At 74.3% G+C, this 20,338-nt stretch carries 20 protein-coding genes; 5 read left to right on the forward strand and 15 right to left on the reverse strand.

Features of this window, described 5'->3' with window-relative positions:
- Positions 1-56: 56 nt before the first annotated feature.
- A complete protein-coding gene (locus AB0L25_RS21440) occupies positions 57-902 on the forward strand; it encodes an SDR family NAD(P)-dependent oxidoreductase (protein WP_500174387.1) in 846 nt (281 codons plus the stop codon).
- Here AB0L25_RS21440 and AB0L25_RS21445 read toward each other — a convergent pair.
- Complete coding sequence (locus AB0L25_RS21445; RefSeq protein ID WP_500174388.1) at positions 890-1,948, reverse strand: ROK family transcriptional regulator; 1,059 nt, start codon at positions 1,946-1,948, stop codon at positions 890-892. The genes AB0L25_RS21440 and AB0L25_RS21445 overlap by 13 nt on opposite strands.
- Positions 1,949-2,023: 75 nt before the next feature.
- On the opposite strand from AB0L25_RS21445, the gene AB0L25_RS21450 reads away from it, so the two are divergent.
- Entirely contained in the window at positions 2,024-3,220 is a 1,197-nt protein-coding gene (locus AB0L25_RS21450; protein ID WP_500174389.1) for an MFS transporter, read from the forward strand.
- Here AB0L25_RS21450 and kynU read toward each other — a convergent pair.
- Genes kynU through AB0L25_RS21485 form a run of 7 tightly spaced genes read right to left on the reverse strand, consistent with a single transcriptional unit; the run spans position 3,217 to position 9,568 of the window.
- The gene (gene kynU / locus AB0L25_RS21455) at positions 3,217-4,473 is read right to left on the reverse strand and encodes a kynureninase (protein WP_500174390.1); all 1,257 of its coding nucleotides are present in this window, start codon (positions 4,471-4,473) and stop codon (positions 3,217-3,219) included. The two genes, AB0L25_RS21450 and kynU, sit on opposite strands and share 4 nt — an antisense overlap.
- On the reverse strand, positions 4,470-5,498 hold the full coding sequence (locus AB0L25_RS21460; RefSeq protein WP_500174391.1) for an amidohydrolase family protein: 1,029 nt from the start codon (positions 5,496-5,498) through the stop codon (positions 4,470-4,472). The genes kynU and AB0L25_RS21460 overlap by 4 nt, the downstream gene beginning before the upstream one ends.
- 60 nt (positions 5,499-5,558) lie before the next feature.
- Entirely contained in the window at positions 5,559-6,131 is a 573-nt protein-coding gene (locus AB0L25_RS21465) for a 3-hydroxyanthranilate 3,4-dioxygenase (RefSeq protein ID WP_500174392.1), read from the reverse strand.
- Complete coding sequence (locus tag AB0L25_RS21470) at positions 6,128-6,574, reverse strand: RidA family protein (protein ID WP_500174393.1); 447 nt, start codon at positions 6,572-6,574, stop codon at positions 6,128-6,130. The genes AB0L25_RS21465 and AB0L25_RS21470 overlap by 4 nt, the downstream gene beginning before the upstream one ends.
- Positions 6,574-7,335, reverse strand: coding sequence for a 2-keto-4-pentenoate hydratase (locus AB0L25_RS21475; protein ID WP_500174394.1), 762 nt, complete (start codon positions 7,333-7,335; stop codon positions 6,574-6,576). The genes AB0L25_RS21470 and AB0L25_RS21475 overlap by 1 nt, the downstream gene beginning before the upstream one ends.
- A complete protein-coding gene (locus AB0L25_RS21480) occupies positions 7,332-8,120 on the reverse strand; it encodes a 2-keto-4-pentenoate hydratase (RefSeq protein ID WP_500174395.1) in 789 nt (262 codons plus the stop codon). The genes AB0L25_RS21475 and AB0L25_RS21480 overlap by 4 nt, the downstream gene beginning before the upstream one ends.
- 11 nt (positions 8,121-8,131) lie before the next feature.
- A complete protein-coding gene (locus AB0L25_RS21485) occupies positions 8,132-9,568 on the reverse strand; it encodes a 2-hydroxymuconic semialdehyde dehydrogenase (RefSeq protein WP_500174396.1) in 1,437 nt (478 codons plus the stop codon).
- Between the two features lie 113 nt (positions 9,569-9,681).
- Between AB0L25_RS21485 and AB0L25_RS21490 the strand changes: the two genes are divergently transcribed.
- Complete coding sequence (locus AB0L25_RS21490; RefSeq protein ID WP_500174397.1) at positions 9,682-10,608, forward strand: LysR substrate-binding domain-containing protein; 927 nt, start codon at positions 9,682-9,684, stop codon at positions 10,606-10,608.
- On the opposite strand, the gene AB0L25_RS21495 is transcribed toward AB0L25_RS21490, so the two are convergent.
- Entirely contained in the window at positions 10,598-11,470 is an 873-nt protein-coding gene (locus tag AB0L25_RS21495; RefSeq protein WP_500174398.1) for an alpha/beta hydrolase, read from the reverse strand. The two genes, AB0L25_RS21490 and AB0L25_RS21495, sit on opposite strands and share 11 nt — an antisense overlap.
- A 25-nt stretch (positions 11,471-11,495) precedes the next feature.
- On the opposite strand from AB0L25_RS21495, the gene AB0L25_RS21500 reads away from it, so the two are divergent.
- On the forward strand, positions 11,496-11,840 hold the full coding sequence (locus AB0L25_RS21500; protein WP_500174399.1) for a DUF5713 family protein: 345 nt from the start codon (positions 11,496-11,498) through the stop codon (positions 11,838-11,840).
- Positions 11,841-11,849: 9 nt separating this feature from the next.
- Here the strand turns inward: AB0L25_RS21500 and AB0L25_RS21505 are convergent, their stop codons facing one another.
- Complete coding sequence (locus AB0L25_RS21505; protein WP_500174400.1) at positions 11,850-13,430, reverse strand: ABC-F family ATP-binding cassette domain-containing protein; 1,581 nt, start codon at positions 13,428-13,430, stop codon at positions 11,850-11,852.
- Between the two features lie 73 nt (positions 13,431-13,503).
- Between AB0L25_RS21505 and AB0L25_RS21510 the strand changes: the two genes are divergently transcribed.
- Positions 13,504-14,145, forward strand: coding sequence for a TetR/AcrR family transcriptional regulator (locus AB0L25_RS21510; RefSeq protein WP_500174401.1), 642 nt, complete (start codon positions 13,504-13,506; stop codon positions 14,143-14,145).
- 5 nt (positions 14,146-14,150) lie between these two features.
- On the opposite strand, the gene AB0L25_RS21515 is transcribed toward AB0L25_RS21510, so the two are convergent.
- From AB0L25_RS21515 to AB0L25_RS21535, 5 genes are all read right to left on the reverse strand, one after another.
- Complete coding sequence (locus AB0L25_RS21515; protein ID WP_500174402.1) at positions 14,151-15,428, reverse strand: CE1 family esterase; 1,278 nt, start codon at positions 15,426-15,428, stop codon at positions 14,151-14,153.
- 174 nt (positions 15,429-15,602) lie between these two features.
- On the reverse strand, positions 15,603-17,939 hold the full coding sequence (locus AB0L25_RS21520) for a penicillin acylase family protein (RefSeq protein ID WP_500174403.1): 2,337 nt from the start codon (positions 17,937-17,939) through the stop codon (positions 15,603-15,605).
- Positions 17,940-18,014: 75 nt separating this feature from the next.
- Positions 18,015-18,470: an NUDIX hydrolase gene (locus tag AB0L25_RS21525; protein ID WP_500174404.1), complete on the reverse strand. Its 456-nt coding sequence runs from the start codon at positions 18,468-18,470 to the stop codon at positions 18,015-18,017.
- Positions 18,471-18,474: 4 nt separating this feature from the next.
- Positions 18,475-19,113, reverse strand: coding sequence for a LuxR C-terminal-related transcriptional regulator (locus tag AB0L25_RS21530; RefSeq protein ID WP_500174405.1), 639 nt, complete (start codon positions 19,111-19,113; stop codon positions 18,475-18,477).
- Positions 19,101-20,327 carry a sensor histidine kinase gene (locus AB0L25_RS21535; protein ID WP_500174406.1) on the reverse strand — a complete coding sequence of 409 codons (1,227 nt, stop codon included), beginning with the start codon at positions 20,325-20,327 and terminating at the stop codon, positions 19,101-19,103. Before AB0L25_RS21535 ends, AB0L25_RS21530 begins: the two co-directional genes overlap by 13 nt.
- Positions 20,328-20,338: the final 11 nt, after the last annotated feature.

Below are 20,338 nucleotides of genomic sequence, written 5' to 3' on the forward strand. Positions count from 1 at the left end.
TTAATAGTGTTAACTCTAGTCTTCCTCCGGACGCGCCGCCCGCCGAGCATGGCGGCATGAGCACTCGAACCGTTCTGATCACGGGCGCCGCCGGGGGCATCGGCGCCGCCGCCGTGCGCCGCCTGCACGACCTCGGCTGGGAGGTGTACGCGGGCGTCCGCCGCGCCTCCGACACGAGCCTGCTGCCCGCGGGCGTCCATCCGCTCGTCGTCGACCTCATCGACGAGGAGACGGTCGAGGCCGCCGCCAAGGAGGTCGGGGCCCGCACCGGCGGGCGGCTGGACGCGCTGGTGAACAACGCGGGCGTCATCGTCGAGGGCCCGGTCGAGACGGTGCCGCTGGAGGAGTGGCGGCGCCAGTTCGACGTCAACGTCATCGGCCAGGTGGCGATGACGCAGGCGGCGCTGCCGATGCTGCGCGCGGCCGGGGGCCGGATCGTCAACATCGGCGCCGTCAGCTCCCGGATGTGCGCGCCGACGTTCGGGCCGATCGCCGCGTCGAAGGCGGCGCTGGCGTCGGTGACCGAGGCGCTGCGGCTGGAGATGCGGCCGCTCGGCGTCGCGGTGAGCCTGGTGGAGCCGGGGTCGACGCAGACCGAGATCTTCGCCAAGGCGAGCGCCGCCGCGCGGGTCGCGGGGTGGCGCGGCGACCCGGAGACGCAGCGCCTGTACCGGGGGGTCGCGGACAAGATGGGCGAGTTCGTCGAGAACGGGTCGCGCGCGCCGGTGGACGGCGTCGTGAAGGCGATCGTCAAGGCGCTGACGTCGCGGCGGCCCGCGGCCGTCTACCTCGCGGGCCGCGACGCGCGGATGATGGCCACGCTGGCGAAGGTCCCCGACCGGACGCGCGACCGGCTCGTCCTGCGGATCGCCGGCATCGGCCCCGCGACCTACCGGGCCTGACCGGAGGGCGCGGCGCGGCCGAAGACGGCGTCGCGGGCGGCGTCGAGGGCGGTCAGCACCGCGCCCCGCAGGATCGGGTCGCCCTCGACGACCGCGGCCCGGACCTCGGTGTCGGCCGGGGACAGCTCGCCGAGCCGGGCCGCGACCAGGGCGGCCAGCTCGTCGCCGCCCGCGCGGCCGAACGCGCCGCCGAGCACGACGAGCCCGGGATCGAGGACGGCGACGAGCGCGAACACTCCCTGGGCGATGCGCTCCGCGACCGCGTCCAGGGGGAGGCCGCGGACGGCGGACGTCTCCAGCAGGCCGCAGAAGTCGGTGCCGCCGAACTTGAGCAGCCCGACCTCGCCCGCGCCGCCGGACGCGCCGCGCCGCAGCCGTCCGTCGAGGACGATCCCGGCGCCGATCCCGTCGTCCAGCCAGAGCAGCGCGAAGTCGGCGCGGCCCGCCGCCGCGCCGGCGCGGTGCTCGGCGATCGTGGCCAGGTTGACCTCGTTCTCCAGGATTACCCGCGCGCCGGTGCGCGCCGCCAGCGCCCCGCCGAGGTCGGCGCGCCCGCCGGGGACGCCGCTCGCGGTGACCAGGCCGGTGCGCGGCCGGACGAGCCCGGGGGTGCCGAGCACGATGGTGTGCGCGCTCAGGCCGGCCCCGGCGGCGCCGAGGGCCTCGGCGACCACCCCGTCGATGAAGGCGGGCAGGTCGGGGGCGGGCGGCAGGGGCCGCGTCACGGTGCGGGTCTCGGTCCCGGCGACGTCGGCGACGACCACGTGCACGGCGTCGCGGCGCAGGTCGACGCCCGCGACGTGCGCGCGTCCGGCGACGAGACGGTAGAGCCGGGCGTTCGGCCCGCGCCGGTCGGCGCCGGTCTCCCCCGCCCGCTCGATCAGCCCGCTCTCCCGCAGCCGCTCGATCAGGTCGGCGACGGTCGGGCGGGACAGCCCGGTCAGCGTGCGCAGCTGCGTGGCGGTCAGCGGGCCGTGCTCGAGCAGCAGGTCGAGGGCGAGCCGGTCGTTGATCGCCCGGGCCATCGTCGGGTCGGCGGTCTTCACGGCGCCCATATTAGTCAGGCTCCCTGCCGATAAAACGCTTTTCATCAGGAAGGCTGCCTGTTAGTTTCTCGGGCCATGAGCCACCACCGCGCGATAGCCGCCGTCTTCGCCGTCCACGGCGCCGTGGCGGGGACCCTCGCGACCCGCATCCCGTGGATCGAGCACCGCCTCGACCTCGGCCCCGGCGTCCTCGGCCTCGCCCTGCTGTGCCCGTCCATCGGCGCGTTCCTCGCCATGCCGACCGCGAGCCGGCTCGCGCACCGCATCGGCGAGCGTCCCGCCGTCCGCCTCCTCATCGGGCTGTGGTGCGGGGTCCTGCTGCTGCCCGCGCTGGCGCCCGCGCCCGGCTGGCTGTTCGCGGCGATGCTCCTGTACGGCGCGGCCGCCGGCACGTCGGACGTCGTCATGAACGGGCACGCCGTGAACGTCGAGCGGCACCTCGGGCGCTCGATCATGTCGGGGCTGCACGGGCTGTGGTGCGTCGGCAGCATGCTGGCGGGCGGCATCGGCGTCCTGGCGGCGCACGAGCGGGTCGACGCCCGGATCCACTTCGGGCTGATGGCGGCCGTCCTGCTCGCGGCGGGCCTCCTCGCGGGGCGGGGCCTGCTCGCGCACCGGGCGGCGGCGGACGCCCCGGCGCCGCGCCGCTACACGCTGCCGAACCGCGCCGTCCTCGGCATCGGCCTCGTCGGCTTCTGCGCCACGTTCGCCGAGGGCGCGAGCGCCGACTGGTCGGCGGTCTACCTCACCGAGGTCGCCGGGGCCGGGCCCGGGGTGGCGGCGGCGAGCTTCACCGGGTTCATGGCGTTCATGGCGGCGACGCGCCTGGTCGGCGACCGGCTCGTCCGCGCGTTCGGGCCGGTCCGCGTCGTGCGCTACGGCGGCGCGACCGCGGTGCTGGGCGGCGTCCTGGTGGTGACGGCCCGCACCCCGGTGCCGGGCATCGCGGGCTTCGCGCTGATCGGCGTCGGCGTCGCGACCGTCCTGCCGCTGGTGTTCGCGGCGGCGGGCGACCGGGGCCGGACGCCCGGCGAGGGCGTCGCGGGCGTCGCCACCATCACCTACCTGTCGGTGCTGACCGCCCCGGCCGTCACGGGCTGGCTCGCCGAGGGCCTGTCGTATCCCGCCGCCTTCGGCGTGATCACGTGCGTGGTCGCGGTGATGGCCCTGTCCGCCGGGCGCCTGGCGACCGGCGTCCGGGACGGGCGCGGCGGGCCCGGGACGGCGGCCGCGCCCGAGCCCGCCGCGGCCGGCGAGACCGCGCCCCGCTAGGCGAGGTCGGCGAGGGCCTCGGCGGCGCGGTGGCAGTCGTGGAAGGTGCAGTACAGCGGGACGGGCGCGAGCCGGACGACGTCCGGTTCGCGCGCGTCCGCGACGACGCCGTGGGCCTCGGCGAGCCGCCGCACGAGCCCGCCCGCGTCCGCGACCCGCAGCGACAGCTGGCTGCCGCGCGCCGCCGGGTCGGCCGGGGTGATCACCCGGACGCCGCCGACGGGCGCGAGGCGCGCCGCGAGGTAGCCGGTCAGCCGCTCGCTCCGGGCGCGCAGCGCGTCCATCCCCACCCGGTCGAAGATCTCCAGGGACGCCAGGACGGGCGCGAGCGCGAGGATCGGCGGGTTCGACAGCTGCCACGCGTCGGCGGACGCGGGCGGGGCGATGTCGGGGTCCATCCGGAACCGGACGGACGGCTCGGTGCCCCACCATCCGGACAGCTTCGGCACCGACGCGTCCCGCACGTGCCGCTCGTGGACGAAGCAGCCCGCGACCGCCCCCGGCCCGGAGTTCAGGTACTTGTAGGTGCACCAGGCGGCGAAGTCGACGTCCCAGTCGTGCAGCCGCAGCGGGACGTTCCCGGCGGCGTGCGCGAGGTCCCAGCCGACGACCGCGCCCGCCGCCCGGCCCGCCTTGGTGATCGCGGGCATGTCCATGAGCTGCCCGGTCAGGTAGTTGACGCCGCCGAGCATGACGAGCGCGACCGTGTCCCCCTCGCGTTCGAGGAACGCGAGGACGTCCTCGGTGCGCAGGTGCTCCTCGCCGTCGCGGGGCCGCAGCCGGACGACCGCCGCCGCCGGGTCGAGCCCGTGGTGGACGGCCTGGCTGGCGACGGCGTAGGAGTCGGACGGGAACGCGGCGTCCTCGATGACGACGCGGGTGCGGTGCCCGGACGGCCGGTAGAAGCTCGCCATCATCAGGTGCAGGTTCACCGTCAGCGAGTTCATCGCGACGACCTCGTGCGGGAGCGCCCCGACGAGCCGCGCCGCGGGCTCGCGGAGCAGTTCGTGGTAGTCGACCCACGGCCGGCGGGCCCGCGTGTGCCCCTCGACGGCGAGCCGCGCCCAGTCGTCCAGCTCCTCGCGGAGCCGCCCGGCGACCGCCTTCGGCTGCAGGCCGAGGGAGTTGCCCGCGAAGTAGGCCGCCTCCGCGTACCGGCCGCCGGGCGCGGGCGGGACGAGGAACTCGTCGCGCAGCGCGGGCACCGGGTCGGTGCCGTCCAGGCGCAGGGCCTCGGCCTCGGCGGCGCTCACGCGGCGCCCTCCTCGGCGAGGACCGCCGCGGCGGCGCGCGCGAAGAAGTCCGCCGCGTTGCCGCCGAGCAGCCGGGCGCGGTCGGCGTCGTCCAGGCCGGGGCAGGCCCGGATCGTCGCGCCCGGGTCCTGCTCGCCGAGCGGGAACGGGTAGTCGGTGCCGAGCATGACGCGGTCGGTCCCCATGACGTCCACCAGGAGCCGGAGCGCGCGCGGGTCGAACACGGCGGAGTCGACGTGGAACCGGTCGGTGTACTCCGACGGGGGCCGCGGCGAGTCGGCGCGGACGATGTCGCGGCGCCGCCACGCGTTGTCGGCGCGGCCCAGCAGGAACGCGAAGCTGCCGCCGCCGTGGCAGAAGCACAGCCGCAGCGTCTCGGGGATCCGCTCGAACGCGCCGGACAGCATCAGCCCGAGGATGCTGAGCTGCGTCTCGGCGGGCATGCCCGACAGCCACGGCAGCATGTGGCCGCGCATCCGGTCGGCGCCCAGCATGTCCCACGGGTGCGCGAGGACCGGCAGGCCGAGGTCCGCGCAGTGCGCGAGGAACTCGACGATGCCGGGGTCGTCCATGTTGCGGTCGCCGACGTGGTTGCCGATGTGGACGCCGCGGTGCCCGGCGGCCGCCGCGCGCGTCGCGACCTCGCAGGCCAGCTCCGCGTCCTGCAGGGGGACCTGGCAGAGCGGGAGCAGCCGGGCCGGGTCCGCGGCGCAGTACTCCAGGATGCGGTCGTTGACCAGGTCGCACCAGTCCGCGGCGCGGGACGGGTCGGCCCCGTACCCGAACATCAGCGGGGTGGACGACACGGCCTGGACGTCGACGCCGGCGGCGTCCATGTCGGCGAGCCGGCGCGCCGGATCCCACAGGCCCTCCTCGACGGGCCGGTACTCGGTGTCGCCGCTCATCATCATGCCGGTGCCGTCGCCGTGGACGCGCAGCCACGGCTCGCCCTCGTCGGCGAGGACGCGGCCGTCCGCGCGGCCGAGGCGGGGGAAGACGTGCGCGTGGACGTCGATGACTGTCACGGAGCCTCCGTCGGGAGCTGTCGGGTGGGCAGCTGTCGGGTGGGCGCTGCGGGAGCGCCGTCAGGCGCGGGGCGCCGTGGTCGGGATCATGGACGCGGGCCACACCTTGCCCGGGTGGACGGCGCCGCAGTGCGAGCACGTCCGGTCGCCGCCGAGGAAGCGGTCGAACGCGGGCGGCAGGTCGTCGACGATCGAGCGGACCTGCAGCTCGACGCGGTGGACGAGGCGGTGGCACTCGGTGCAGTACCACTCGAACGCCTCCTGCAGGCCCTCCGGGCGCGGGATCTCCACGACGAGGCCGATCGAGCCGGGCTCGGGGCGCTGCGGGGAGTGCCGGACGTGCGGCGGCAGCAGGAACACGTCGCCCTCGTTGATCTGCACGTCGACGGGCGGGCGTCCCTCCTCCTCCATGACGCGCAGCACCATGTTGCCCTTGAGCTGGTAGAAGAACTCCTCCTTGGGATCGTCGTGGAAGTCGGTCCGCTGGTTGGGGCCGCCGACGACCATGACGATCAGGCCCGCGTCGTCGAACACCTGCACGTTGCCGACCGGCGGCTTGAGCAGGTCGCGGTGCTCGTCGATCCACTTCTCGAAGTTGAACGGGTGCCCGAAGGTCAGCTGCGGAAGGGTCATGTTCCGGCCTCCTCGCCGGTCGCAGGGATGTGCGCGACGCACGAGATCTCGATGAGCAGGTGCGGGTGCGGGAGCTGGTGGACGGCGACGGTGGTGCGGGCCGGGCCGGTCTCGTCGAAGTACTCGCCGTAGACCTCGTTGTAGCCGCCGAAGTCGTTCATGTTCACCAGGTACGTGGTGACGTTGACGACGTCGGCGAGCCCGCCCCCGGCGGCCTCCAACAGGTCCCGGATGTTCTCGATCACCGCGCGGGTCTGGGCGCGGATGTCGAGGTCGGTGACGCCCATCGGGTCGGCGGACGCGCCCGCGAACGTCCCGTCGGGCCGCCGCGAGCTCGTCCCGGACACGAACACCAGGTCGCCGGCCCGCTTCACGTGCGGGAACCGCCCGCGGGGCTTCGCCTTGCCCTCGACCAGGATCGCGTCGCCGTTCGCCGCGGCCATCAGGTCGTCACCTCCACGCGGCCGAGCCCGCTCCCCGTGACCCGGACGTGCGCGCCCGCGGGCAGCGGGACGGCGGCCGTCGCGGCGCCCGCGAGCACCACCCACCCCGGTTCCAGCCGGATGCCCGCGCCGAGCGCGAGCCGGGCCGCGGCCCGCAGCGACCGGACGGGGTCGCCCAGGATCGCGGCGGACGAACCGGTCTGCACCGGGCGCCCGTCGATCTCCATCAGCAGCCCGGCGTTCGACAGGTCCCGGGGCGCGTGCCAGGCGCCGAACCCGAACCGGGCGGCGGACGCGTTGTCGGCGATGACGTCCGGGAGCGTGAACTTGAAGCCCTGGTAACGGGAGTCGAGCACCTCGTAGCCGACGGCCACGCCCGCGACGCACGACTCGACCTCGGCGACCGACCGCACCTCGCGGCCGATCAGGTACACGATCTCCGGCTCGACGCGCGGGTGGATCAGCCCCGACACGTCCACGGACGACTCGGCGTGCATCGCGTCGGTCAGCAGGCCCCAGATGACGTCGTCCACGCCCATCTGGACCATCTTCGCGCGGCTGGTGAAGCCCATCTTCACGCCCGCGAGCCGCTCCCCGCGCCGGGTGCGGCGCTCGATCACCTCGCGCTGCACGGCGTACGCGGCCGCGACGTCCAGGTCGGCGCCGTCGGTCAGCTTCGGGATCGCCCGGCGGTCCCGGACGGCCTCCTCCAGCGTCGTGGCGAGCTCCTGCACGTCGGCCTTCCGCACGTCGGCGCTCATCGGCCGTCCTCCTTTCCGAAGGCGACGCGCACGTCGCCGAGCCCCTCCACGCGCGCCTCGAACACGTCGCCGGGCGCGGCGGGCACCACCGGCCCGAGCGCGCCGGTCAGCACGGTGTCGCCCGCGCGCAGCGGGCGGCCGACGCGGACCATCGTGTCGGCGAGCCACAGCGCGGCGTTCAGCGGATGGCCGAGGCAGGCGGCGCCCGTCCCGGTGGACGCCTGCTCGCCGCGCCGCTCGAGCACCATCCCGCACAGCCGCAGGTCGACGTCGCCGAGCCGCACCGGCCGGTTGCCCAACACGTACATGCCGGACGACGCGTTGTCGGCGATCGTGTCGGGCAGCGTGATGTCCCAGTCGCGGACGCGGCTGCCCACGACCTCGATCGCGGGCAGCGCGAACGCGGTCGCGCGGATCACGTCGGCGACCGTGTGCCGCTCGTGCACGAGGTCGTCCGCGAGGACGAGCGCGACCTCGGCCTCCGCGCGCGGCTGCAGCACCGCGCCGGCCGGGATCTCCTCGCCGTCCGGGACGGCCATGTCGGCGAACAGCATCCCGAAGTCGGGGGTGCCGACGCCGAACTGCTCCTGCACGGCGCGGGACGTCAGGCCGATCTTGCGGCCGACGAGCCGGTGCCCGTCGGCGAGGCGCCGCTCGGTGAGGCGCTCCTGCACGGCGTAGGCGTCCTCGACCGTCCCGATGAGGTCGCGGACGGGCGCGCACGGCGTCCCGCTCGCGCGGGCCGCGGCGAGCCGCTCGGCGGCGGCGTCGATGTTCTGTGTCACTGGTCTCGCTCTCAGATCTGGATGCACACGTTGACGGGCTCGGAGAAGAAGTCCAGGGAGTACTCTCCCCCCTCGCGCCCGATTCCGGACGCCTTCACGCCGCCGAACGGCGTCCGGAGGTCGCGCAGGTTCCAGCAGTTCACCCAGACGATGCCCGTCTCGATGCGCGGCGCGACCCGGTGCGCCCGCGACAGGTCGCGGGTCCAGACCGTCGAGGCCAGGCCGTACGGGCTGTCGTTGGCGAGCCGCACCGCCTCGTCCTCGGTGTCGAACGGGGCGACGTGGCAGACGGGCCCGAAGATCTCCTCGCGCACCGTCCGGGCCGTCTCGGGCAGGCCGGTGAGCACGGTCGGCTCGACGTAGAAGCCGCCGTCGCGCTCGTCCCCGAACGCCGGCGCCCCTCCCCCGGCGACCACCGTCGCGCCCTCCTCGCGGGCCAGCCGGTAGTAGCCCAGCACCTTGTCGCGGTGCTCCGCGGAGATCATCGGGCCGTACCCGTCGAGCGCCCGCGCCCGCTCCCCGAGCCTTTCGACGAACGCGTCGAACACCGGGCGCTCCACGTAGACCCGCTCGGTGCACAGGCAGATCTGCCCGGAGTGCGTGAAGGACGACCGGACGGTGCCGTCCACGGCGGCGTCGAGGTCGGCGTCGGCGAAGACGAGCGCGGGGTTCTTGCCGCCCAGCTCGAACGACACGGGCGTCACGTGGTCGGCCGCGTTGCGCATGATCGCCGAGCCCGTCGCGGACTCGCCGGTGAACGCGATGGCGTCCACGCCCGGATGGCCGGTGAGGAACGCGCCCGCCGCGTCCGCGCCGTGCCCGTGCACGAGGTTGAACGCGCCCGCCGGCAGCCCGGCGTCGTCGATCACCCGCGCGAGCAGCGTGGCGGTGGACGGCGTCTCCTCGGACGGCTTGACCACGACGGCGTTCCCGGCCGCGAGCGCGGGCGCGACCTTCCACGTCAGCAGGAGCAGCGGCAGGTTCCACGGCGAGATGATCGCCACGACGCCGAGCGGGCGGCGGACCGTGTAGTTGAGCGCCTGGCCCGTCCCCGCGCTCCACCCGGGGATCTGCGTCGTGTACGCCCGCTCCGGACGCCCGTACAGCAGGTCCGCGTACGCGCGGAAGTTGCCGACCGCCCGCGGGATGTCGACGGTCGCGGCCAGCTCGCGGGGCTTGCCGGTGTCGGCGACCTCGGCGTCGACGAACTCGTCGAACCGCGCCTGGATCCCGTCGGCGATCCTCCGCAGGGCCGCCGCGCGCTCCTCGGCGGCGGTCGTCCCCCACGGGCCCCGCAGCGCCGCCCGGGCCGCCGCGACGGCCTCGTCCACGACCTCCCGCGGCGCCTCGGGCACCGACCCGAGCTCGGAACCGTCCGCGGGGGCGATCAGGGGGAAGGCCGGGCCGTCCGAACGGAACACCCCGCCGACATAGTGCTCAGCCTTCATCCGCTTCCTCCCATGCGATCACCCGGACATCCCGATCCTGCGCCCACCCAGCTATGCCGTGCAAATACCAATCGTCCGCGAAGGCATAGCGGACTTGTGATACTAAGTGGGGCATGCGCGCCATCGACCTGCTCAACGGACGTCTCAAGCTGCGGCACCTGGTGCTCGTGGTCGCCATCGCCGAGCACGGCAGCGTCCTGCGCGCCGCCGAGCACCTGCACCTCGCGCAGCCCGCCGTGACCCGCAGCCTGCGCGAGGTCGAGAACATCCTCGGCGTCGACCTGTTCACCCGCGGCCCCCGCGGCGTCACGCCCACCCTGTTCGGGGACGCGTTCGTCGAGCACGCCCGCGCCGTCCTCGCCGAACTGCGCCGCGCCGGCGAGCGGATCAGCGGCCTCGCCGACGGCGAGGTCGGCACCGTCACGATCGGCACCCTGCTGGCGGGCTCGAACGTCCTGCTGCCCCGCGCGATCGCCGCGCTCAAGGCGTCCCGTCCCGGCATCACCGTGATCGTCCGGGAGGCCACGTTCGACGCGCAGGTCCCGCGCCTGCTCGACGGCGAGATCGACCTGATCCTCGGCCGCCTCAACCCCATCGAGGAGCAGCCGGCCCTCCGCCAGATCACCCTGTACGGCGAGCCCGTCCGGCTCGTCGCGCGCCGCGGCCACCCCGCCCGCGAGCGTCCCGGCCTGTCCCTCGCGGACCTGCTCGGCTACCCGTGGGTGCTCCCCCTCGAGCAGACGGCCCTCCGCCGCGAACTCGAACAGGTCTTCCGCGCCGAGGGACTCGAACCCCCCGCGAACCTCGTCGAATGCACGTCGGTGCTCACCGTGCGCACGCTCGTCCGCGACACCGACATGATCGCCGCGCTGCCCGAGCTCGTGGCCCGCACCGACGCCGAGCTCGCACCGCTGCCCGTCCCGCTGGAGACCGTGCGCCGCCAGGTCGGCGTCACCCTCCCCGCGCACCGCGCCCCGACCCCGTCGGCCCGGCTGATGCTCGACCACCTGCGCCGCGAGGCCGCCGCGATCACCGCGTGACGGCCGCGATCAGCCCCAGCAGCCGGCGGCTCACCTCGGTCTCCGCGTCGGCCAGATCGAGCACGACGTCGAAGTGGTCGCGTCCCGCGACGATGAGCGGCTCGACGCCCCAGTGCCGCGCGAACCGGCGCGTCTGCTCCAGGAACCCGTCGCCGTCGTCCTCGGCCGCCGCGACCACCGCCGGGCACCCGCCGCGCGGCAGCAGCTCCGGGCTGAGCGCCGCCGCCCGCGCCACGTCCAGCTTCACGAACTCGTTCACGTAGACGCGGGTGATCGGCCGGATGTCGAACAGCCCGCTGAACGGCATCGCCGCCTTCACGACGTCCCGCGGCAGGCCGAACCCGTCCTGCCAGCCGTCCACCATCGTCATCCCCGTCAGGTGGCCGCCCGCCGAACTGCCGCCGACCACGATCCGCCCGGGGTCGAGCCCGTGCTCCCGCCCGTGCCGGTGCACCCACGCGACGGCCGCCCGCACCTGCCGGACGATCTCCTCCAGGCTGGCCTCGGGCGCCAGCGTGTAGTCCGGCACCACGGTCGCGACGCCGTGCTCGTGCAGCATCCGCGCCATGAACGACGACTCCCGCCGCGACAGCGCCATCCAGTAGCCGCCGTGCAGGAACACGAACACCGGACGGAGCGTCCCGTCCTCGACGCCCCACACGTCCAGCCGCTCGCCGCTCGCCTCGTCGTAGACGATCCCCGGATGCCCCGGCAGCCCCGCGACCGCGTCGTCCGACATGGCGAGGTACCGGGCCATGTGCCGCTCGAACAGCTCCGGCCCCGCCTTGCGCCGCACGTTGTACGCGACGTCAAGCGCCTCGTCGTCCAGTTCCCGGCCCGGCCAGTCGTTGAGATCGTCCACGGCCCCCACCCTGCCCCGCCGGAGAATGCCGATCAAATACCGTTCCCCCACGCCGCTATCACATTTCAGCTATGCGACAAGCACCACCGCCCCCGGCCGCCACACCGCACCGCGCACGCCCGCAGGCCGGCGGCGGAGGATCTGTGCACGGATCGAGGCGGCGGCACCGGCGGACCTGGCCGCGCTCTACGAACTCACCCACACCGCGACGGACGAGTTCAACCTGCTGGACGAGGCGTTCGCCGCGGCGGGCAGCGAGATCGAGACCGTCGCGCGCGACGTGATCGCCGGTGACTTCTGGTTCATCGCCTCCTCGTACGGGTTCGGGAACGCCGATCAGGAGGAGTTGGTCGCCACCCGGGATTGGTGAACCCGGCGGTCACTCGCGCCAGGCGGGTTCGGGGGATTCGTGGACTCGGCCGTCCGAGGTGAAGAGCAGGTAGCGGTCGAAGTCTTCGGCGAACCAGCGGTCGTGGGTGACGGCGAGGACCGTGCCCTCGTACGCGGCGAGCCCCTCCTGGAGGGCTTCGGCGCTCGCGAGGTCGAGGTTGTCGGTGGGTTCGTCGAGGAGGAGCAGCGTCGCGCCCGAGAGTTCGAGCAGGAGGATCTGGAGGCGGGCCTGCTGGCCGCCGGAGAGGGTGTCGAACGAGCCCGCGCCGGCGGGGGCGAGTTCGTAGCGGGCCAGGGCGGCCATCGCGTCGTTGCGGGTGAGCGCGTGCTCCGTCATGACGATCTCCGCGGGCGTCCGGGCGTGCAGGTCGGGGCGGGCGTGCGTCTGGACGAAGTGGCCCGGGACGACGCGGGCGCCGAGGCGGGCGTCGCCCGTGTGCGGGACGTCCTCGCCCGCGAGCAGCCGCAGGAACGTCGACTTGCCCGAGCCGTTCGCGCCCAGGACCGCGACCCGCTCGCCGTACCGGACCTCGAGGTCGAAGGGCGCCGTGAGCCCGGTCAGTCCGAGGGACGAACAGGTGAGCGCGCGTTTGCCGGTGCGGCCGCCGCGGAGACGCATGCGGACGTTCTGGTCCTTCGGCGCGCTGCGGGGCGGCCCCGCGTCCTCGAAGCGTTGAAGACGGGTGCGGGCCGCCTGGTACGAGGACGCCACGGCGTCGTTGTTCGCCGCGCGCCGGCGGAGGGTGTGCACGACCTGCTTCAGGCGCGCGTGCTCCTCCTTCCACCGCCGCGTCCGCTCGTGCAGCCGTTCGGTCCTGTCGCGCCTGGCCTGCGCGTAGCCCGCGAAGCCGCCGCCGTGCACCCACACGTCCCGGGACTCCACGGTGACGATGCGGTCGGCGGTGTCGGCGAGGAGCCGCCGGTCGTGCGAGACGAGGACGATCGTCTTGTGCGCGGCGCGCAGGCGTTCGGCGAGCCATTCCTTGGCGGGGACGTCGAGGTAGTTGTCGGGCTCGTCGAGGAGGAGGACCTCGTCCGGGCCGCGCAGGAGGGCCTCGAGGACGAGCCGTTTCTGTTCGCCGCCCGACAGCGTCGACACGGGGCGGGGTCCGGCCTCGTCGAGGGAGAGCCCGAGCGCGGCGGTGGTGCAGGTGTCCCAGACGACCTCGGCGTCGTAGCCGCCCGCGTCGGCGTGGTCGGTGATCGCCTGAGCGTAGGCGAGCTGGCTCGGCTCGTCTTCGCCGAGCGCGCGTTCCGCCCGGGCCAGCGCCGCCGAGGTCTCGCGGACCCGGTCGGGCGCGACCGACAGGAGGAGGTCGCGAACGGTGCGGTCGTCCCGTACGCCGCCGATGAACTGCCGCATGACGCCGAGCCCGCCGCTGCCGGCGACGACGCCCCAGGTCGGGTTCACGTCTCCCGCGATCAGGCGCAGGAGCGTCGTCTTGCCCGCGCCGTTCGGGCCGACGAGCGCCGCCTTCACACCGTCGCCGACGCGGAACGACACGTCGTCGAGCAGGAGGCGCCCGTCCGGCAGCGCGTACGTCAGACGGCTCACTTCGATGTGCCCCACACGCCTCCTCGTACGCTGTTCGAGTCACTGGATCGTCGATCCGGTGACGCGTCCAATGTACTAGCCTGAGCGCGTGGTCGACAGTGTGTGGTTGCGGAAGGAACGGCGGGGGGCGGCGCCGCTGACGCGGGAGCGGATCGTCGCGGAGGCCGTGGCGCTACTGGACGAGGAAGGCGTCGGACGGCTCACGATGCGGCGGCTGGCGGAGCGCCTGGGAACCGGATCCACGACCCTGTACTGGCACGTCGACACCAAGGACGACGTCGTGGACCTCGCCCTCGACGCGATCTTCGGGGAGGTGCCGGTCCCGCCGGTCTCCGACGATTGGCGCGGCGAGGTCACCGGGCTGCTGCACGGCTGGCGGGGCGCGATGCTGCGGCATCCCTGGTCGGCCCGAGTCCTCGGACGGCCGCTGCTGGGGCCGAACGTGCTCGCGCGGACGGAATTCCTGCACGCGGCGCTCGTCCGCGCGGGCTTCGCGGGGCCGGCGCTGGTCGCCGCCGCCTACGCCCTCTCGAACTTCGTGATCGGCTCGGCGCTGATGGAGGCGGGCGCCGCCGAGGAGACCGCGGAGCGCCGCGCCGCCGATGACCTCCTCGCCCGCCACCGGGCGGAGTACCCCACGCTCGCGGCGCACGGCCACCCGAGCGGCAACGACTGGAACGACGCGTTCGCCCGGGGGCTCGATTACCTGCTGGACGGCATGCGTCCCTGATCCGGTCAGAGATGGTGGCGGGAGACGAAGTCCCAGATCACGGCGTTGGCGTCGATGTCGTAGGTGGTGCCGCCGAGGAACGGGCCGAGGAAGGGCGTTCCGCCGGGCCAGTTGTGCCCGCCGCCCTTGATCTCGTAGAGGGTGACGGGGCCGTCGGCCGGGCAGTCCGGGTGGTCGTGGCGGACGACGGTGGTGTTGTCGCGGGGCGCGATGTCGGGCAGGTTCGTGGCCGCGGTCCTGGTGCCGCAGCCGTTGTTGCGCGTCCAGAAGTCGAGCGCGGGCCGCACCGTGCCGTAGGGGACGATGAAGTCGCCGTCGCCATGGATGAGGACGATCGGGACGCGCCGTCCGGGGGCGCAGGCGCCGGGGTCGTTGAGCTGGCCGGCGACGGCGGCGTAGGCGGCGAAGCGGTCGTTCTCGCAGGCGGTCTTGCTGGCGAAGAAGCCGCCGTTGCTCATGCCGGAGGCGTACAGGCGGGCGGGGTCGGCGTTGAACCGGTCGACGAGGACGTCCTGGAGCCGTCGCACGAAGCCGGGGTCGTCCACGTCGGGGCCCGGCGTACCGCCGAGGACGCCTTGCCAGCCGACGCCGTGGTGCTCGGGGGTGACCATGATGAAGCCGCGGGTCCGGGCGTAGTCGGACATGCGGCCGTACCACTCGGCGATGGCCGGTGTCTCCAGCAGGCCGGGGAAGTGGAACAGCGCGGGCCGGGGGGTGCCGTCGTAGTCGTCGGGCAGGCGGAGGATGGCGTACCGCTGCTGCCCGGCGTGGACGAAGCGGACGGCGTGGTCGCCCGGGTCCGGGCGCCGGTCCTGGATCGTGAACGTGACCCGCCGGCCGGACGCGCGGCCCGCGCGCCGGACGGTGCCGTTCCCCTCCCACTTCACCGTCGCCGTGCCGGGAACCGTGACCCCGCCGTCGATGTCGGCCGAGATTTCCACGCCCGCGCCGGGGTCCTTGAGCGTGAACTCGCCCCGCAGCGCGAACCCCTTGTTGACGATCTTGAACGAGACGCTCGCGGCGGCGCCCGCGGAGCCCGGAAGGGTTCCCGTTCCCTCGATCCTGTCGGGCTCGTAGGTCACGACGTTGTCGAGGACCGCGATGGCGCCGGACGACAGGTCACCGGCCAGCGAGTACGCCGGGGCCCCGTCCGCGGTGACGGTGACGCGGTCTTGGACGGGCGGAGCGGCGTGCGCGGTCGCGGTCTGAACGGCGCTCGTCGCCGCTCCCGTGAGGATCATGCCGGCGAGGGCGCACCGGAACCGGGGGGCGTGCGAACTCACGGTCTCTCCTTCCCGGCCGTCAGGCGCAGGGGCGAGAATTCGCGACATGGTAGGCCGCGCTCATATCTGCGGCCAATGCACAGGACGCGCACGTTCGTGCCGTTTTTTAGCCGTTCCGGATAATGGCGGCACGTATCCCGAGGCAGGACGCGTCCAGCGGTAGCGGAGCGCCCGTCATTTCCCGGTCAGCTCGATGACCTCGAGGTTCGGGGCCTTCTCGATCTCGCCGGCGCAGAAGCGCCCGGTCACCCACTTCTTCTCGGAGAACAGCTTCGTCTGGTCGGCGTGGTGCGGGGACTTCGGGTTCGCTGACTGCGAGTAGGCGAGGAGGGTGCGGGCGTCGGGGCAGCGGTCGCCGTCGAACGAGACGACCTGCACGTAGCTCGAGCCGTGCCGGACCTCGGTGTAGCCCTCGCCCGGCGTCCAGACGGCCTCGATCTTGTTGAACAGCCCGAGGGCCTCGGTGCCGCCACCGATGGGGATCCGCTCGCCGTTGCGGGTGACGTACTGGTGGTCGCCGAGCGGCGCGTCCAGGGGGATGCCGGACGACTTCAGTTCGTTCACCGCGTCGACCAGCGCCTTGCGGGCCGCCCACGAACCGGTGTTGAAGCCGCGGGGCGTGCGGACCGGGTCGTCGACGTCGAACGGGGTCTTCCACAGGTCCCAGGCGGCGGTGGCCTTGCGCCAGTAGCGGTCGAAGAGCAGGGCGCCGCGGCTGTCCACGTCGGCCGTCTCGTCCCATTCGGCGAGGACGTCGCAGGGTTCGCCGAGCCGCATGTCGCGGCACATCCGCACGGTGCCCTCGACGGCCAGCTCGCCCGCGTGGTTCCGGTTCGCGAAGACGAGGTCCTGCATGTCGGCGCGCGTGAACCGGCCCTCGTCCAGCTGCTCCCGGACGGCGACGAGGCCGCTGCGGGTGCGGAGGCTGCGCTCGCTCTCCTCGTCGCCGATGATCCGCGGGTAGCCGGTGAGGGGCCGCTCCGGGTTCGACAGCCAGTGGCTGTCGTTGGAGTTCGTGACGTAGTCGGAGCGGGTGAGGACCGGGTACAGGCCGGGGTCCAGGATGCCGGGCTGCAGGGTTTCGGGGGCCGCGCCGGGCGCGCAGCCGGACCGGGTGCCGTCCAGGACGGCGATCCCGCCCATCCGGTACATCAGGTGCCCGAGAACCGTGTTGCAGCGGTCGGCGAAGTCGTCGGTGACGTTGGGCAGCACCTGGATCTGCGCGTAGAGCGCCTCGCCGCGGGAGTCGGCGGCGATGGTGTTCACCCACGGGAGCCCCTGGGTGCGCTGCAGGGCCTCGACCGCCTCGTCCGTCGTGCGGGCCTTGCCGAGCGCGAGCGACGTGTTCAGCAGCCGGACGTTCCCGGCGTTCGGGTCGGTGATCGCGTAGGCGTTCCAGCCGGTCCAGGGCAGGTCGAGGGACGACACGGACGTGACGACCGGGCCGTAGCGGGTGCTCCACTGCGTGCGGGTGACGGGCTTCACCGAGCCGTCCGGTCCCTTGGCCTGGACGGTCACCCGGCGCTTCGTCATCTTCTCGATCCGGCCGTCGACGAAGTACGAGGTGGGGTCGCCGGGGACGAGCCGGAGTTCGGTGAGCGTGAACGGGACGCCGGTCGCGACGGTGTGGCTCCACGCGAAGGTCGCGTTGTACCCGATGTTGACCGTGGTGGAGCCGAGCAGCCCGGCGCCGCTGACGTCCAGCTCGCCCGGGATGGTCTGCTGCACCTGCCAGAAGCGGCGGCCGCCCTGCCACGGGTAGTGCGGGTTGCCGAGGAGGAGGCCGCGGCCGGTGGCGGTGGCGCCGGAGCCCGCGGCGACGGCGTTGCTGCCCATCCCGGTCCCGGCCATGAGGTTCCGGACGGCCGTCTCGACCTCCGCACGGCTCGGCCGCGCGGCCTTCGGGGCGTTCCGGCCGGGCGGCGCGGCGTTCACGATCTCGTCGGTGACCATGCCGGAGCCGCCGAGCATCGCGAGGGCGTAGGCGCGCCGGTAGACGTCCTTCTCGGTGATCGGCCGCAGCCAGGCGGCGCCCTTGCAGGCGGGGTCGGTGATCTTCCCTTCGCGCAGGTAGCGGTTGTACCCGGCGGCCCAGCCGCGGCCGAGCGCGCGGATCTCGGCGGACGGCCCCCGCGGCGCCGGCAGCGCGGCCAGTCTCTCGACGACGCCGCTCTGGTTGATGCCGGTGAAGAACACGTCGCTGGCGAGGTTCGTGGACGCCGACGACAGGGAGCCGTCGGGCGCGGCGTCGGGGCCGAAGTACTTGGAGCGTTCGCCGCTCAGGGTGATCACGCCCTGGGCGAGCAGGCAGACGTTGTCCTTCGCCGCCGCGTAGCCGGTCCCGTAGCCGAGGCCCGCGTAGTCGTCGGCGACGACGTGCGGGATGCCGTACTCGGTGTAGCGGATCGTGGCCGACAGCCCGTCGCGGGCGGCGGCGGACGCGGGGACGGGCACGAGTGCGGCGGCCGCGAGCAGGGCGGCGGCCGCGGCGCGGGGACCTGGACGTGACATCGGGGGGGCTCCTTGATCACTTAGGCCAGGCAAACGTGACATATGCCAGCGATCCGTGACAAGGCCCGGTAGCGGTCAGGGGGCGAGCGCGGGGAGGTCCGCGGCGTGGTCGGCCAGGTAGGCGACGAGGGGCGCGGGGATGAGCGCGATGGACGCCAGCGCGGCGGGGGTGCACGGGACGCGGTCGACGTCGTAGCGGCCGTTCGCGGGGTCGTCGAACTCGGGGCCGTGGCGGCGGGACAGGTCCATCGTGCGGAGGCGGCACGCGTAGAAGGTCTGCACGCGGCGCAGCCCGGGCTCGAGCTCGTCGCAGGCGAACACCTCGCGGAGCGGCCCGGCGACGGCGCCGAGTTCCTCGTCGAGTTCGCGGCGGAGCGCGGCCTCGCGGGACGCGTCGGTCGGCTCGATCTTGCCGCCCGGCGTCGTCCAGTAGACGGGACGGTCCGGGCGGGTGCGGCGCAGCAGGACGAGCGCGTCGCCGTCCAGCAGCAGCGCCCGGACGGCGCGGCGCACGCGGATCCCCTCGCTCATGCCGTCACGCGTTCAGGTACGCGAGGACGGCGAGGACCCGCCGGTGCCCGCTGTCGGTGGGCGGCAGGCCGAGCTTGGCGAACACGGCGCCGATGTGCTTGCTGACCGACCGCTCGGTGATCACCAGGTCCGCGGCGATGGTCGCGTTGTCGAGGCCCTGCGCCATCAGCCCGAGGACCTCGCGCTCGCGGGGGGTGAGCGCCGACAGGGGGTCCTGCCGGGCGGTCATCAGCTGGGACACCACCTCGGGGTCGAGGGCGGTGCCGCCCGCGGCGACGCGGGACAGGGCGTCCAGGAACTCGTCGACGCGGCTCACCCGGTCCTTGAGGAGGTAGCCGACGCCCTCGGCGCCCCCGGCGAGCAGCTCGGCCGCGTAGGTCTCCTCGACGTACTGCGACAGGACGAGCAGCGGCAGGCCGGGCAGTTTCCGGCGGGCCTCGACGGCGGCCCGCAGGCCCTCGTCCTTGAACCCCGGCGGCAGCCGGACGTCCAGGACGGCCGCGTCGGGCCGGTGCTCGAGCAGGGCGGGCAGCACGTCGGGGCCGTTGTCGGCGACGGCGACGACCTCGTGGCCGTCGGACGTCAGCAGCAGTACCAGGCCCTCCCGCAGCAGGACGTTGTCCTCCGCGATCACGATCCGCACGGCAGGTCCACGTCGAGGGTCGTCCCTTCTCCGTCGGGGCTGTGGACGCGGACGGCGCCGTCGAGCGCGGCGACCCGGCGGCGGATGCCCGCCAGGCCGGTGCCGCGCGCGGGGTCGGCGCCGCCCTTGCCATCATCCCGCACGCGGACCAGCAGCCGGTCGCCGTCCCGGCGGACGGTGACGGCGGCGCGCCGCGCGCCGCTGTGCTTGGCGACGTTGGTGAGGGCCTCGGCGACGACGAAGTAGGCGGCGGCCTCGACGGCCGCGGGGGCGCGGGCGTCCGCGTCCGCGACGTCCAGCTCGACGGGGACGGGCTGCCCGCCGGCGAGCGCCCGGAGCGCGCCGCCGAGACCCCGGTCCGACAGGATGGGCGGGTAGATGCCGCGGACGACGGAGCGGAGCTGCGTGAGCGCCTCCTCGACGCCCTCCCGCGCCTCCAGGAACAGCGTGCGGGCGGCGTCCGGGTCGGCGTCGAAGCGGCGGTCGGCGAGGCCGAGGCGCAGCGCGGCGGCGACGAGCTGGGCCTGCGTCCCGTCGTGCAGGTCCCGCTCGATCCGGCGCAGCTCGGCGCCGTGGGCCTCCAGCGCGCCGGCCCGCGTCTCGGTCAGCTCCTCGACCCGCTCGCTGAGGGACGTGCGGCGGGTGGGCCGCAGCAGCGTCTCGGCGAGCCGCGCCTGCCAGACCGCGGCCCGCGGGACGAGCCACAGCAGCAGGAACGCGTAGGAGGCGCCCTGGACGAACGGCATCGTGAGGGCCTTCGGCCACGAGTCGAGCGTGATGAAGGCCGCCTGGGAGCCCTCCGGCGCCGCCCACCACCACAGCGGCAGCGAGAACGACACCGGGGTCGCCGGCCACAGGCCGATCGCGACGACGCCCGCGAGCAGGCCGGTGAACCCGTGCGCCGCCATCCAGCCGACGTCCCGCCACGTGTCCGGGGACCGCAGCAGGACGAGTCCCCGCTCGATGGACGTGCCCCGCATCGGCCGGTAGGGCGCGGGGATCTCGCGGCCCAGCAGCGCCCCCGCCCGGCGCCGTTCGGCGTTCGCGAGCGCGCGCAGCGGACGGACGGCCTCCGGCAGCCACGGCAGCAGGATCGGCGCCAGCACCAGGACCAGCAGTACCACCGGCACCCCGAACAGCGCGGGCAGCGCCGTCCGCAGGGCGGCGACGAGCCGCACCGTCCCGTTCGCGCCGCTTCTCAGTACCCCGTTCATGTCACCTCTGG

Source organism: Spirillospora sp. NPDC052242, assembly GCF_040679555.1.
Classification (GTDB): Bacteria; Actinomycetota; Actinomycetes; order Streptosporangiales; family Streptosporangiaceae; genus Spirillospora.

Bases quoted from the DNA above. Each gene is read 5' to 3' on its own strand.
- AB0L25_RS21450 (WP_500174389.1), top strand. From the start codon at position 2,024: ATGAGCCACCACCGCGCGATAGCCGCCGTCTTCGCCGTCCACGGCGCC.
- AB0L25_RS21470 (WP_500174393.1), bottom strand. From the start codon at position 6,574: ATGGCCGCGGCGAACGGCGACGCGATCCTGGTCGAGGGCAAGGCGAAG.
- AB0L25_RS21535 (WP_500174406.1), bottom strand. From the start codon at position 20,327: ATGAACGGGGTACTGAGAAGCGGCGCGAACGGGACGGTGCGGCTCGTC.
- AB0L25_RS21490 (WP_500174397.1), top strand. From the start codon at position 9,682: ATGCGCGCCATCGACCTGCTCAACGGACGTCTCAAGCTGCGGCACCTG.
- AB0L25_RS21520 (WP_500174403.1), bottom strand. From the start codon at position 17,939: ATGTCACGTCCAGGTCCCCGCGCCGCGGCCGCCGCCCTGCTCGCGGCC.
- AB0L25_RS21485 (WP_500174396.1), bottom strand. From the start codon at position 9,568: ATGAAGGCTGAGCACTATGTCGGCGGGGTGTTCCGTTCGGACGGCCCG.
- AB0L25_RS21525 (WP_500174404.1), bottom strand. From the start codon at position 18,470: ATGAGCGAGGGGATCCGCGTGCGCCGCGCCGTCCGGGCGCTGCTGCTG.
- AB0L25_RS21465 (WP_500174392.1), bottom strand. From the start codon at position 6,131: ATGACCCTTCCGCAGCTGACCTTCGGGCACCCGTTCAACTTCGAGAAG.
- AB0L25_RS21500 (WP_500174399.1), top strand. From the start codon at position 11,496: ATGCCGATCAAATACCGTTCCCCCACGCCGCTATCACATTTCAGCTAT.
- AB0L25_RS21440 (WP_500174387.1), top strand. From the start codon at position 57: ATGAGCACTCGAACCGTTCTGATCACGGGCGCCGCCGGGGGCATCGGC.
- AB0L25_RS21475 (WP_500174394.1), bottom strand. From the start codon at position 7,335: ATGAGCGCCGACGTGCGGAAGGCCGACGTGCAGGAGCTCGCCACGACG.